This is a genomic window from Streptomyces sp. NPDC001406, assembly GCF_042895285.1.
In the GTDB taxonomy this organism is placed as follows: Bacteria; Actinomycetota; Actinomycetes; order Streptomycetales; family Streptomycetaceae; genus Streptomyces.
In genome coordinates, this window is record NZ_JBIAWG010000005.1 from 402,489 (window position 1) to 415,580 (window position 13,092).

Below are 13,092 nucleotides of genomic sequence, written 5' to 3' on the forward strand. Positions count from 1 at the left end.
CGCGCCGTGGGCGGCCCCCGGGGCCGGACTGACTGGCGTGTAGCAGAACCGTGACAATCGGCCCCCACCTGCGGGGCCGTACCCCGGGCCATGATCTAAACACTCCGCGTATACATACCGCGTATACACCGTATGTAGAGTGCTGCCATGTCCATCGGTCACACCCTTCTGGGGCTCCTGGAGTCCGGCCCGTGTCACGGTTACGACCTGAAGCGGGCCTTCGACGAGAAGTTCGGTCACGACCGGCCGCTGCACTACGGCCAGGTCTACTCGACGATGTCCCGCCTGCTGAAGAACGGGCTCGTCGAAGTCGACGGGATCGAGGCGGGCGGCGGGCCCGAGCGCAAGCGCTATGCCATCACGGACGCCGGGATCACCGATGTCGACCGGTGGCTGGCGACGCCGGAGAAGCCGGAGGAGTACCTCCAGTCGACCCTCTACACCAAGGTCGTCCTCGCGCTGCTCACGCACCGGAACGCGGCCGACATCCTCGACACCCAGCGCTCCGAGCACCTGCGCAGCATGCGGATCCTGACCGACCGCAAGCGCAAGGGCGACCTCGCGGACCAGCTGATCTGCGACCACGCGCTGTTCCACCTGGAGGCTGACCTGCGCTGGCTGGAGCTGACCACCGCGCGCCTCGACAAGCTCCGTGAGGCGGTGGCCAAGTGACTCCTCCTCCCGGTTCCCTGCTCACCGCCCAGGACCTGCGCAAGGCGTACGGGCCGACCATCGCACTGGACGGCGCCGAGTTCTCCATCCACCCCGGTGAGGTCGTCGCCGTGATGGGCCCCTCCGGGTCCGGCAAGTCGACGCTGCTGCACTGTCTCGCCGGGATCGTGCCGCCGGACTCGGGCTCGATCACGTACAACGGGCAGGAGCTCGCGACGATGAGCGACGCCCAGCGCAGCGCGCTGCGGCGGTCCGAGTTCGGATTCGTGTTCCAGTTCGGGCAGCTCGTACCGGAGTTGACCTGTGTGGAGAACGTCGCCCTGCCGCTGCGGCTGAACGGCACCTCCCGCAAGGAGGCCGAGCGGGCCGCGCTGAGTTGGATGGAGCGGCTGGAGGTCGACGACCTGAAGGGCAAGCGGCCCGGTGAGGTGTCCGGCGGTCAGGGCCAGCGGGTCGCGGTGGCGCGGTCGCTGGTGACCGGGCCGCGGGTGCTGTTCGCCGACGAGCCGACCGGCGCGCTCGACTCCCTCAACGGCGAGCGTGTGATGGAGCTGCTGACGGACGCGGCCCGCTCCACCAACGCGGCCGTCGTCCTGGTCACGCACGAGGCACGGGTGGCCGCGTACTCCGACCGCGAGATAGTCGTGCGGGACGGGAAGTCCCGGGACATGGAGCGCGCCGTATGAGCGCACGCCAGTGGTCGAGGGATCTGGCCATGGGGGTCCGGTTCGCCTTCACCGGCGGACGTGAGGGCTGGGTCCGGGCGCTGCTGACGGCGGTCGGCGTCGGGCTCGGGGTGGCGCTGCTGCTGCTCACGACGGCGGTGCCGAACGCGCTGAACGAGCGTGACCGGCGCGGCAGCGCCCGGGACGACTTCACCTACAGCGGGAAGGTGATACCGAAGGCGGACGACACGCTCGTCGTCGGCCGCACCGACACGACGTTCCGCAGCGACGACGTCCGCGGCCGGCTCCTGGAGCCCGAGGGCGCACGCGCGCCGCTGCCGCCGGGCATCACAGAGTTCCCGGCGAAGGGCGAGATGGTCGTCTCGCCCGCGCTGAAGAACCTGCTCGAGTCCGACTCCGGCAAGCTGCTGCGCGAGCGCATCCCCTACCGCATCACCGGCACCATCGAGCGGTCCGGACTCATCGGGCCCGCCGAACTCGCCTACTACGCGGGCGCCCAGGGGCTGGGGAACCATCTGTCCGGCGGCAACGTCGAGCGCATCGACCGCTTCGGGCCCTCCCCCGGGAACGCCCAGGAGCCTCTGGACCCGGTTCTGCTGCTGCTCATCCTGATCGTCTTCACCGTGCTGCTGCTGCCGGTCGGCGTGTTCATCGCGGCGGCCGTGCGCTTCGGCGGCGAGCGCCGGGACCGCCGGCTCGCGGCGCTCAGGCTGGTCGGCGCGGACGGCCGGATGGCGCGCCGGATCGCCGGCGGCGAGGCGCTCGCCGGGGCACTGCTCGGGCTCGCTCTCGGCACCGGCTTCTTCCTGGCCGGGCGCCAGCTGGCGGCCCTGCTGAAGGTGCAGGACATCAGCGTGTTCCCGAGCGACCTCAACCCGTCGCCGGCGCTCGTCGCGCTCGTCGCTGTCGCCGTGCCCGCGGCGGCCGTCCTGGTGACGCTGTTCGCCCTGCGCGGGGTCGTCATCGAACCGCTCGGCGTGGTCCGTAAGGCGCAGCCGCCGCGGCGCCGGCTGTGGTGGCGGCTGCTGCTGCCGCTGGGCGGTCTCGCGTTGCTCTACCCGATGATCGGGCAGGGCAACGACAGCGGGAACTTCAACGAGTGGCTGGTGATCGGCGGCACGGTACTGCTGCTCGTCGGCATCACCGCCCTGCTGCCGTGGATCGTCGAGGCCGTGGTGGCCCGGCTGAACTCCGGTTCGGTCTCCTGGCAACTGGCCGTTCGCAGGCTTCAGTTGAGCAGCGGTACGGCCGCCCGCATGGTCAACGGCATCGCCGTCGCGGTGGCCGGGGCGATCGCGCTGCAGATGCTGTTCGCCGGGGTCGAGGGCGACTACACCAAGCAGACCGCCAACGATCTGACCCGGGCTCAGCTGGAGGTCTCCACGGGCAACGGCATCCCGCTGGCCGAGGCCGGCCGGCAGCTGGAGAAGACCGAGGGCGTGCGCCGCGCGTCGGCCATCTCGCTGACCTCGGTCGGGGACCGGGCGAAGGAGCCCGACTCCTCGCTGGACGTCGCCGTCGGCAGCTGCGCGGAGCTGCGCGAGGTGGCGCGGCTGGCGTCCTGCCGCAACGGCGACATCTTCCTGATCCTCGGCAGCGACTACGACAGCAAGACGAAGAAGCTCGCCGCGCCGGGCAGCACCGTGTACTTCGACCCGTCGTACGAGGGGACGACGAGCCACACGACGGCCTGGACGGTGCCCTCCCGCGTCAAGTCGGCGGAGCAGCGCGAGGACCCGACCGGCTATGCGCGCGGCGGCCTGCTGATCACCTCGGGCGCGCTGCCCAAGGGCGCGGCGGCCGGTCTGTACCAGAAGGTGTTCGTGATGCTGGACCCTTCGGTGCCGGACGCTCGCGAGAACGCGCGCAACACGGCCGCGCGGCTGGACCCGATGGCGAACGTGTTCAGCCTGGCGGCCAGTGAGCAGTCGACGCAGTTCCGGTCCATCCGTACCGGCCTGTTCGTCGGTGCCAGCTGCGTCCTGGTGCTGATCGGCGTGAGCCTGCTGGTCTCCCAGCTGGAGCAGCTGCGCGAGCGCAAGAAGCTGCTGTCGTCGCTGATCGCCTTCGGCACCCGGCGCCGCACCCTGGGTCTGTCGGTGCTGTGGCAGACGGCGATCCCGATCGCGCTCGGCCTGCTGCTGGCGTCCACCGTGGGTCTGACGCTGGGCGCGGTCCTGCTGAGGATGACGAACACCACGGTCCGCGTGGACTGGATGAGCGTCCTGTCGATGACCGGCGTGGGTGCCTCGGTCGTCATCGCCGTGACGCTGCTCAGCCTGCCGCCGCTGCTGCGGCTGATGCGGCCGGACGGGCTGCGGACGGAGTAGCCGCACCCCGTCGCGTGGGCCCCTTCCCGATGGGAGGGGCCCACGCCCCGTGCGGTCACAGGCTGTGCTCCCGCACCACCCTCCGGGCCTGGGCGAACAGCATGCCTACGTTGACCGACTTGCGGCAGACGATCACGGCCACGACGTCCTGCTGCTCGGTCATGCGGATGAACAGGTGGGTGAGATTCTCGCTGTTGACCAGGATCTCCTGGAAGAAGTGGCTGTCAGCGGTGATGCCGCGACGCTCCTTGAAGATGTCCTCGATCATCACGACCGTCCGCCCCTGGAACAGGTCGAGGGTCGCGCCCGCCAGGAGGTCCAGGACCTCGGGCGGGTGGTTGTCGACCGTCTCGTAGGACAGCAGCATCCCGGTCGACATGTCGACCACACCTGCCGCGAGGCAGTCCGGTGCGTCGCTGCGGAGCGATTTGACCAGACTCATCACCTGGTCGGAGAAACCCGGAGTCATACGCTTTGTCGCCATCCCTTCACACTCCTTCTGGTGTCTTGTCCATGAGGATCGAACCGATCCGGTCGAGGGCCGGGTGGGTGGCCCGGTGCAGTCGGTCCACGTCCATCCCCTCGTCGCCGAGCACGACCATCAGGGCCGTGTCGCCGACGGCGTAGAAGGCGACGCAGCCGTGGCTGCCGTACGTCACCGTCTGGCGCAGCACTCCGCGCGAGGTGGCCTCGGCGGTGCGGCGCGCCAGGCCGAGGCCGGCGGCCGCGAGCGCGGCGAGGCCCTCCGGGTCGATCGAGTCCGCCGTGTCGGCCGCGATGAGCATTCCGTCGGCGGCGGCCAGTGCTGTGTCGGTAATTCCGGTGACCCTTTCGCGCAGCCCGCGCATTTCTCGCGCCAGGGCTTCGTGATTCATGTGCTCAACTCCTCGTTCCTGACTGAATTCGACCGTTGCGGCGATCAACTCGCGCCTTTCATTTGGCGGTTCCGTGCCGCAGCCGGAAGAACCCTCTCCAGCTCGCCCCGCTCTTGGTCGGGGTGAGGGCTTCGGTGATGCCGCTGGCGCCCGGGTCGCGGCGCGGCAGTTCGGTGGGGGCGGGGGGCGGCTCCGGGGCCGGGGGGCTCGGGGGCGGCTCCCGGTGTCGTACGACCGGAGCCTCCACCGGCATCCGGACGGGGATCCGGTCGGCGAGGGCGGCGCACTCCAGCAGCCCTTCGCCGAGCATGCGCGCGACCTCCACCGTGACGGTGTAGACCCCGCGGCCGGTACGGAAGGCCAGGTCCCGGGCCGTGCGACGGCCGTCGGCATGGACGAGCAGCTCCTGTTGCAGCGGGGTGCGGGCGCGCTCGGCCGGGGCCACGGGCAGGGGGCGTTCCCGGTCGGGGCGCACGGGGTACGGCAGCGCGGCCACGGCGGCCAGTTTGCGCACCGCCTCCTGGAGCAGCCGGGCGGGTGTCTCGCCGACGGCGACCGGGGCGTGCGGCTCGGTGCCGGTGACGGGCTCGCAGCCGTCCACCTGGCCGGCGACGATGGCGAAGGCCGCGTCGTGCAGGGCCATGACACAGACCACCCTGAGCTGGGCGGGCCCCGCGTAGCCGTGGGCGATCAGCCCGGCGGCCGGCCAGCGCGCCCCGCCGGACTCGCGCACCAGTTCCGCCCATTGCTCGCCGTCGATGCGGTCGGAGCGCAGCAGGAGCGCCTCGGGGGCGGGGGCGCCGGGGCTCTCGGCCGCGACCACGAGCCCGTCCCGCAGGTGGAACACGCCGCCCGGGTTGCCCGGCACCCGCAGTCCTCCCGTGAATCCCTCGCGCCCGCACACGGTGAGGGCGTGCGCGAGCCGTCCGTAGCCGGCCCGGTCAAGGGAATCCCGAACCTCCGACATCACTCCCCTTGGCGTATCGGCATTTCGCACTGACGCCTGACGCGTCGCACCGAGGGGGTATGTGTATCAGTTCAGCGGCATATTTCTGCCGGGGATTTCCTACCTGTCTGCAGCTGACGGAAGTTGGAGCGTCCAGCTACTCAAAACGCCTTGTTCGACACTCATTTGATCGATTGCGAAGCGAACTCAGTTGGTTCCGTCGAGCACCCGTACGGGCAGCGGCCGCAGGGCCTCGCGCAGTGCGGACGTCAGCTCCCGGTACTCGGCGCCGCGGGCCGATCCGGTGCGCATGGCGAGGGCGATACGGCGGCTCGGGGCGGGGTCGGCGAAGTATCCGGTGAGGAGCTGATTGCTGCGGGTGGTCTCGACCTTGAGGGCGGTACGGGGGAGCAGGGTGCAGCCGAGCCCGCCGGCGACGAGCTGGACCAGGGTCGACAGGCCCGCGGCGGTGGTCGTGACCGGAGCGTCCGCCCGGCCCGCCTCGCGGCAGATGTCGAGGGCCTGGTCGCGCAGACAGTGCCCCTCGTCCAGGAGCAGCAGATTGAGCTCCTTGAGGGCCTCGCGCGGGATTCCCTCGCGGCCGCCGAGCCAGTGGTCCAGTGGGGTGACGAGCACGAAGTCCTCGTCGAAGAGCGGGAGTTCGACGACGCCGGGGATGCCGAGGGGGACGGCGAGCAGCAGCAGGTCGAGGCGTCCGCCGGCCAGCCCGTCGAGCAGGCTGGCGGTCTGCTCCTCGTGCACCTGGAGATCGAGATCCGGGTACCGGTCGTGCGTGAGCCGCAGGACGGTCGGCAGCAGATAGGGGGCGACGGTCGGAATGACCCCGAGCCGCAGCGCCCCGGTGAAGGGCGCACGGACCGCCTCGGCCTCCTCCAGCAGCGCACCGACCTCGTCCAGCACCGCCTTCGCCCGTACGGCGAGACGCGCGCCGGCGGGCGAGAGCAGCACCTTGCGGGTCGTACGCTCCAGCAGGGTGACCCCGAGGGTCTCCTCCAGGGCCGAGACGGCCCCCGACAGGGCGGGCTGGCTCATGCCGATGGCGGCGGCCGCGTCCCGGAAGTGCAGATGCTCGGCCACGGCGGCGAAGGCACGCAGCTGGGACAGGCTGGGCTGGCGCCGCCTCCCGCTCACGCTACTCACGGTCACTGATAGATACCTCCGATCAACACGACCGAGTGTAGCTATTTCCCGTATCAATCGACCCTGTGCCAACATCGACAACGTCCAACCCAAGGGAAACGCCCGCGATCCGGGCGCTTCCTCGCTGCAAGGAGAGCGCGTGCTCACTGTCGGTGACAAGTTCCCCGAGTTCGAACTGACCGCCTGCGTCTCGCTGGAGAAGGGCAAGGAGTTCGAGACGATCGACCACAAGACCTACGAGGGCAAGTGGAAGATCGTTTTCGCCTGGCCGAAGGACTTCACCTTCGTGTGCCCGACCGAGATCGCGGCCTTCGGCAAGCTGAACGACGAGTTCGCCGACCGTGACGCCCAGGTGCTCGGCTTCTCCGGTGACTCCGAGTTCGTGCACCACGCCTGGCGCAAGGACCACGACGACCTGCGCGACCTGCCGTTCCCGATGATGGCGGACTCCAAGCACGAGCTCATGCGCGACCTCGGCATCGAGGGCGAGGACGGCTTCGCCAAGCGCGCCGTCTTCATCGTCGACCAGAACAACGAGATCCAGTTCTCCATGGTGACCGCCGGTTCCGTCGGCCGTAACCCCAAGGAGGTCCTCCGGGTCCTCGACGCCCTCCAGACGGACGAGCTGTGCCCGTGCAACTGGAGCAAGGGCGACGAGACGCTGGACCCGGTCGCCCTGCTGGCCGGTGAGTGAGTTGTCCCTCGACTCCCTCAAGTCCCGCATACCGGACTACGCCAAGGACCTGAAGCTCAACCTGGGCTCGGTCATCGGCAACTCGGACCTGCCGGCGCAGCAGCTGTGGGGCACGGTGCTGGCGACCGCCATCGCCTCCCGCTCCCCCATCGTCCTGCGCGAGCTGGAGCCCGAGGCGAAGGCGAACCTGTCGCCGGAGGCGTACACCGCGGCGAAGTCCGCGGCGGCCGTCATGGCCATGAACAACGTCTTCTACCGCACCCGTCACCTGCTGTCCGACCACGAGTACGGCAGCCTGCGCGCGGGCCTGCGGATGAACGTCATCGGCAACCCCGGTGTCGACAAGGTCGACTTCGAGCTGTGGTCCTTCGCGGTCTCCGCGATCAACGGCTGCGGAATGTGCCTCGACTCGCACGAGCAGGTGCTGCGCAAGGCGGGCGTCGACCGTGAGGTCATCCAGGAGTCCTTCAAGATCGCCTCGGTCGTCCAGGCGGTCGGGGTGACCCTGGAGGCGGAAGCGGTGCTCTCCGAGTAATTCGGCCGTGCTGAGCCGGGGCCTCGCTCACTCCTGGTGGGCGAGGCCCCCGGTGCTTTCCTGGGCGTCCCTGGGCGCCGCGACCGCGGACCCCGCCTCGGCCCGGACGGCCTCGCCCTCGAAGTCCCCCGAGCTCTTCGAGCAGGGGGGACCCCCAGGCGCTGAATCCTCTTGGCTCGCGAGAAGAGCCTGCTCCTCCGCATAGGCCTTCAGATAGCCCACCACCGTGTTCGTCACCGCCACCAGCGGTACGGCCACCACCGCGCCGCCGATGCCCGCGACCATGCCGCCGGCCGCGACCGACAGCACCACCGCCAACGGGTGCACCCGCACCGCGCGGCCCAGGATGAACGGCTGCAGGACATGGCCCTCGATCTGCTGGACCGCCAGGACCACCAGCAGGGTCATGACCGCCGTGAACACGCCCTGCGTCACCAGCGCGACGACGACCGCCAGCGCGCCGGACGCCACCGCGCCCACGAGCGGGATGAACGAGAACAGGAAGATGAACACGGCCAGCGGGACGGCCATGGGGACGTCCAGGAAGTAGATCCCGAGGCCGATGAAGATGGCGTCGATCAGGGCCACCAGCACCGTGCCGCGGACGTAGGCGGTCAGGGTGCGCCAGGCGCGCGGTCCGGCGCCGGCCACGCCCGGCCGGGCCGCCGCGGGCACCAGCTTCAACGACCACTCCCAGATGCGCTCGCCGTCGTAGAGCAGGAACAGCGTCGAGAAGAACACCAGCAGGATGCCGGTCAGGGTCTCGACGATGACCTGTACGCCCTCCAGGCCCGCGGACGTGATCTGGTCCGCGTTGGCACCGATCGCCTCGCGGAGGTTCTTGGCGATCTGGTTGATCTGCTTGTCCGTGACGTGGAAGGGGCTCTTCAGCAGCCAGTTGCGCAGATCGTCGATGCCGTGCTGGATCTGGCTGGAGAGGGTGTCGATGTTCTCCATGACCTGCCAGGTCACGAACCACCCGATCAGGCCCATCACGACGAAGCCGAGGATGGCGCTGAGTGCGGTGGCCGGACCGCGCGGCACCCCGTGGCGCCGCAGCCGGGCCACCGTCGGCTGCAGCAGCGCGGTGATCAGGAGCGCGATGACGAAGGCGAAGACGACGAGTTGTACGGCGCTGATGACCCGCATCAGCACCCACACCGTGCCCGCGAGCACGAGCAGCCGCCAGCCCGCCTCGGCGGCGACCCTGACGCCCCACGGCACGGCCTGGGCCGGGTCGGGACGGGGACCGGCGGGCACGGGCGGGTGCGGGGCGGCCGGCGCCGGTTCGGCCACGCGGTCGGTGACGACCGGGTCGGGCTCGATGGTCTCCTTCTCCACCTCGGCCCGTCGCTCGTCCAACCGCTCGCCCATTTCGGTCAGTCCGGCGCCGAGTCGGCCGAGCCACCCTGGCACTCGCGACATGATCCGTCCCTTTCCCCCGCGTCCCCGGGTGCTCGCCACCACTCCCCCCTGGAGCCGTTCGCGTCCGACCGTACAGGGCGAAAGCCCCTCCCCCTAGGACGGGGAGGGGCTGCGCAAGGTTGAGAGGGAACCGACGGGCTCAGTACCAGTGGTTCGCCTGCCAGAACGACCAGGCCTCGCAGGGGCTGCCGTACCGGCTGTTCATGTAGTTGAGGCCCCACTTGATCTGGGTGGCCGGGTTCGTCTGCCAGTCGGCGCCGACGGACGACATCTTGGAGCCGGGCAGCGCCTGGAAGAGGCCGTACGCGCCGGAGGACGCGTTGACCGCACGGTAGTTCCAGCTGGACTCGTGGTCCACGATGTTGCTGAAGCACTGGAACTGGCCGCTCGCCACCATCTGGCGCGCCATCGCCTGGATCTGCGCGACCGTGTACGAGCTCTGCACGGGGAAGCTGGAGGAGTCGCGGGTCGACCGGGTGGCCGCCTTCTTCGCCTCCGCGCGCGCCTTGGCTTCCTTCTCGGCCTTCTCCGCGGCGACCTTCTTGGCGACGGCGGTCTCGGCGGCTGCCTTGCGGGCCGCCTCCTCGGCGTCCTTCTTGGCGCTCGCGTCCGCCTGGATGGCCTGGGCGTCGGCCTGCTGCGTCAGGGACGCGGTCTGCACCTGGGCCTGCTGACCCGCGGGTATGTCCGCGAGGAGCGTGGCGTCGGCAGCCGTCGGCTCGGCGTCGTTGTTGTTCTGCGCGACGCTGCCCGAGGCAACGCCGACGACGCTTCCGACTGCGGTGACCGCGGTGGCGGAGGCCACTGCGAATCCCCGGACCGAAATCCGGCTCACACGGTTTCCTTCCAGCATCGCCCGCTTCGGTGACCCTGGCGGACGCAATCGTGCCCCTGGCACTGGCCTCCCAACTGCGGGGTCACGGGAGGCACGGGCCCGGTGGGCAACTCCCTGCACGGGAGCGCCGCGTGGTGCTCGGGCGGCATACGACGTCGCTGTGGAGTTAGTTGTGGTGCTTCCGTGGTGCCGTACCGCTGGGGGTACAGGTGTGTCGTATGCGGGGCCTGACAGGAGTGAGACTCTGCCGTAACACAACGCCGGGTGGCAATTCCGAGGTGCGTGTGAAAGCTCACATCCCGTTTGACCCAGGGGATTTTAAGAAACCGCCACATACGACGGCGCCGCCCGGCTAGGCTCTGGGCCTTTACCGGGCGGCGCCAACTGCCGAGTAATCCGTCCAAGTTGGACAGTCGGGTCAGATGTGACCGTCCTCCAGCATTTCGGTCACAAGTGCGGCGATCTGGGACCTCTCGGACCGCGTCAGAGTGACGTGGGCGAAGAGCGGATGCCCCTTCAGTTTCTCCACGACGGCGACCACACCGTCGTATCGGCCGACCCGCAGATTGTCCCGCTGTGCCACGTCATGGGTCAGAACCACGCGTGAATTCGCGCCGATCCGGGACAGAACGGTCAGAAGGACATTCCGTTCGAGCGACTGCGCCTCGTCCACGATCACAAACGCGTCGTGCAGCGAGCGGCCGCGGATGTGGGTCAGCGGCAGGACCTCCAGCATCCCGCGCGCGGTGACCTCCTCGATGACCTCGCGGCTGGTGACCGCGGAGAGGGTGTCGAAGACCGCCTGCGCCCAGGGGCTCATCTTCTCGGCCTCGGAGCCGGGCAGATAGCCGAGCTCCTGCCCGCCGACCGCGTACAGCGGACGGAAGACCATCACCTTCTGGTGCTGACGGCGCTCCAGGACCGCCTCCAGACCCGCGCACAGCGCCAGCGCCGACTTGCCGGTGCCGGCCCGGCCGCCCATCGACACGATGCCGACGTCCGGGTCGAGGAGCAGATCGAGGGCGATCCGCTGCTCGGCGCTGCGGCCCTTGATGCCGAACGCCTCCCGGTCACCGCGCACCAGCCGGACGTTGCCCTCCGACGTCATCCGGCCCAGCGCCTTGCCGCGCTCGGACTGGATGGTCAGGCCCGTGTGCACCGGGAGATCGGATGCCTCCGGTACATACACGTGTCCCTCGTCGAAGAGGATGTCCACCTGCTCGCCGGACAGGGTCAGTTCGGACATTCCGGTCCAGCCGGAGGAGTCCGTGATGGCGAGTTCGGCGCGGTACTCCTCCGCGAGGAGACCCACGGACGACGCCTTGATCCTGAGCGGCAGGTCCTTCGACACCACGGTGACGTCGTACCCCTCGGCCTGCAGATTGCGGGCCACCGCGAGGATGCGGGAGTCGTTGTCCCCCAGGCGGTAGCCGGTGGGCAGCACGCTGGGGTCCGAGTGGTTGAGCTCGACACGGATCGTTCCGCCGAGGTCCCCGATCGGGATGGGGGCATCCAGCCGGCCGTACCGCACCCGGTAGTCGTCGAGCAGGCGCAGGGCCTGCCGGGCGAAGTAGCCGAGTTCGGGATGGTGCCGCTTGGCCTCCAGTTCCGTGACCACGACGATGGGGAGCACGACCTCGTGCTCGTCGAAGCGGGCCAGGGCGTTGGGGTCGGCCAGCAGGACGCTGGTGTCGAGAACATACGTGCGCCGGTCTGACTTGTGGCGCTTTGTGCTGGTCACCACGGAAGGACGTACCCCCTCGGATGAGGTCGGGGAGCGACGAGATGGAGCTGGACCGGTCGACGGCCCCCGCGCACGGCGGGCCGAGAACCGGCCCTCCGTGGCTGCGTCCGTGCTGAGAACGCACGGTCGGGCTGGTGCAAAGGGCCTCCCGGGCGGACGGCTCCGCGCCGCCCGCTGAGATCCGACACCCGTGGTTCGGGTGTCGACCTGCTTGGCTTATGCCCTCGAACATGCACTGCCATGCAAATGCATAGGACAGCGCGCCGGTGAACTCCTCGTAACTTCCGCCCCAACAGGTGCACAGGGGGCGACGCTCCGGACGATGACCGCTCCGGTTGGTGTGCGTCAGCCGCCGTAGCGGCGGTGGCGTGCCGCATAGTCGCGCAGGGCGCGCAGGAAGTCGACCTTACGGAAGGCCGGCCAGAAGACCTCGCAGAAGTAGTACTCGGAGTGGGCCGTCTGCCACAGCATGAATCCGGACAGTCTCTGCTCACCGCTGGTACGGATCACCAGGTCGGGGTCCGGCTGGTCGCCGGTGTAGAGGTGGCGGCCGATCATGTCGACGTCGACGGACTCGGCGAGCTCCTGCATGGAGGTGCCCTTGTCGGCGGCGTCCGTGATCATCGAGCGCACGGCGTCGGCGATCTCCTGGCGGCCGCCGTAGCCGATGGCGACGTTGACCAGTATCCCGTCGACGTCGGCGGTGGCCTCCTCGGCCTCCTTCAGCGCGGTCTGCATCTGAGAGGGCAGCAGGTCCGGGGTGCCCACGTGGTGCACACGCCAGCGGCCGTCGGCGGCGAGGGTGCGGACGACGTCCTCGATGATGCCGAGCAGCGGGACGAGTTCTTCCTTGGCGCGGTCGAAGTTGTCCGTGGACAGCAGCCACAGGGTGACGACCTCGACGTCCGTCTCGGAGCACCAGCCGAGGAACTCCTCGATCTTCTCCGCACCGGCCCGGTGGCCGTGGACCGTGGTGGAGCCCGCGGCCTTCGCCCAGCGACGGTTGCCGTCCATGATGACGCCGATGTGCTTGGGCACCTGAGCGTGGTCCAGGTGGCCTTCCACCCGGCGTGCGTAGAGCCTGACCAGAAGGCCGCGCAGTTTGTCGCGCAGGTTCACGTGATTGTCAGCCCCTCCATCGGTGCGGTCCCCTTGCCGGCGAAGCCTACCCCTGTGGGGCCTTGACCGT

At 69.7% G+C, this 13,092-nt stretch carries 13 protein-coding genes; 5 read left to right on the top strand and 8 right to left on the bottom strand.

Annotated elements, in window-relative coordinates:
• Window positions 1-147 precede the first annotated feature (147 nt).
• Genes ACFY1J_RS14850 through ACFY1J_RS14860 form a run of 3 tightly spaced genes read left to right on the top strand, consistent with a single transcriptional unit; the run spans window position 148 to window position 3,688 of the window.
• Window positions 148-672, top strand: a complete 525-nt coding sequence (locus ACFY1J_RS14850) for a PadR family transcriptional regulator (protein WP_390708646.1) — start codon at window positions 148-150, stop codon at window positions 670-672.
• Complete coding sequence (locus tag ACFY1J_RS14855; RefSeq protein WP_390708645.1) at window positions 669-1,358, top strand: ABC transporter ATP-binding protein; 690 nt, start codon at window positions 669-671, stop codon at window positions 1,356-1,358. The genes ACFY1J_RS14850 and ACFY1J_RS14855 overlap by 4 nt, the downstream gene beginning before the upstream one ends.
• Window positions 1,355-3,688: an ABC transporter permease gene (locus ACFY1J_RS14860; RefSeq protein WP_390708644.1), complete on the top strand. Its 2,334-nt coding sequence runs from the start codon at window positions 1,355-1,357 to the stop codon at window positions 3,686-3,688. The genes ACFY1J_RS14855 and ACFY1J_RS14860 overlap by 4 nt, the downstream gene beginning before the upstream one ends.
• Window positions 3,689-3,743: 55 nt before the next feature.
• Here the strand turns inward: ACFY1J_RS14860 and ACFY1J_RS14865 are convergent, their stop codons facing one another.
• From ACFY1J_RS14865 to ACFY1J_RS14880, 4 genes are all read right to left on the bottom strand, one after another.
• Entirely contained in the window at window positions 3,744-4,172 is a 429-nt protein-coding gene (locus ACFY1J_RS14865; protein WP_390708643.1) for a hypothetical protein, read from the bottom strand.
• Between the two features lie 4 nt (window positions 4,173-4,176).
• A complete protein-coding gene (locus ACFY1J_RS14870; RefSeq protein ID WP_316747973.1) occupies window positions 4,177-4,563 on the bottom strand; it encodes a roadblock/LC7 domain-containing protein in 387 nt (128 codons plus the stop codon).
• A gap of 58 nt (window positions 4,564-4,621) precedes the next feature.
• Window positions 4,622-5,530 (bottom strand): MarR family transcriptional regulator, encoded by a 909-nt coding sequence (locus ACFY1J_RS14875; RefSeq protein ID WP_390731296.1) that lies wholly within the window; start codon window positions 5,528-5,530, stop codon window positions 4,622-4,624.
• Window positions 5,531-5,716: 186 nt separating this feature from the next.
• Window positions 5,717-6,661 (bottom strand): LysR substrate-binding domain-containing protein, encoded by a 945-nt coding sequence (locus ACFY1J_RS14880; protein ID WP_390731297.1) that lies wholly within the window; start codon window positions 6,659-6,661, stop codon window positions 5,717-5,719.
• 148 nt (window positions 6,662-6,809) lie between these two features.
• Here ACFY1J_RS14880 and ACFY1J_RS14885 point away from each other — a divergent pair, with 148 nt between their 5' ends.
• Complete coding sequence (locus ACFY1J_RS14885; protein ID WP_030859927.1) at window positions 6,810-7,364, top strand: peroxiredoxin; 555 nt, start codon at window positions 6,810-6,812, stop codon at window positions 7,362-7,364.
• A 1-nt stretch (window position 7,365) separates the two neighbouring features.
• Window positions 7,366-7,899: an alkyl hydroperoxide reductase gene (locus ACFY1J_RS14890; protein ID WP_390708981.1), complete on the top strand. Its 534-nt coding sequence runs from the start codon at window positions 7,366-7,368 to the stop codon at window positions 7,897-7,899.
• A 27-nt stretch (window positions 7,900-7,926) separates the two neighbouring features.
• On the opposite strand, the gene ACFY1J_RS14895 is transcribed toward ACFY1J_RS14890, so the two are convergent.
• The 4 genes from ACFY1J_RS14895 to ACFY1J_RS14910 all read right to left on the bottom strand — a co-directional run bounded on the left by ACFY1J_RS14895 (window position 7,927) and on the right by ACFY1J_RS14910 (window position 13,022).
• The gene (locus ACFY1J_RS14895; RefSeq protein WP_390708639.1) at window positions 7,927-9,324 is read right to left on the bottom strand and encodes an AI-2E family transporter; all 1,398 of its coding nucleotides are present in this window, start codon (window positions 9,322-9,324) and stop codon (window positions 7,927-7,929) included.
• A 139-nt stretch (window positions 9,325-9,463) separates the two neighbouring features.
• The gene (locus tag ACFY1J_RS14900; RefSeq protein ID WP_390708638.1) at window positions 9,464-10,159 is read right to left on the bottom strand and encodes a transglycosylase SLT domain-containing protein; all 696 of its coding nucleotides are present in this window, start codon (window positions 10,157-10,159) and stop codon (window positions 9,464-9,466) included.
• A 418-nt stretch (window positions 10,160-10,577) separates the two neighbouring features.
• Window positions 10,578-11,903 (bottom strand): PhoH family protein, encoded by a 1,326-nt coding sequence (locus ACFY1J_RS14905; protein ID WP_363293958.1) that lies wholly within the window; start codon window positions 11,901-11,903, stop codon window positions 10,578-10,580.
• 345 nt (window positions 11,904-12,248) lie between these two features.
• Window positions 12,249-13,022: an isoprenyl transferase gene (locus ACFY1J_RS14910; protein WP_390708637.1), complete on the bottom strand. Its 774-nt coding sequence runs from the start codon at window positions 13,020-13,022 to the stop codon at window positions 12,249-12,251.
• Window positions 13,023-13,092 lie beyond the last annotated feature (70 nt).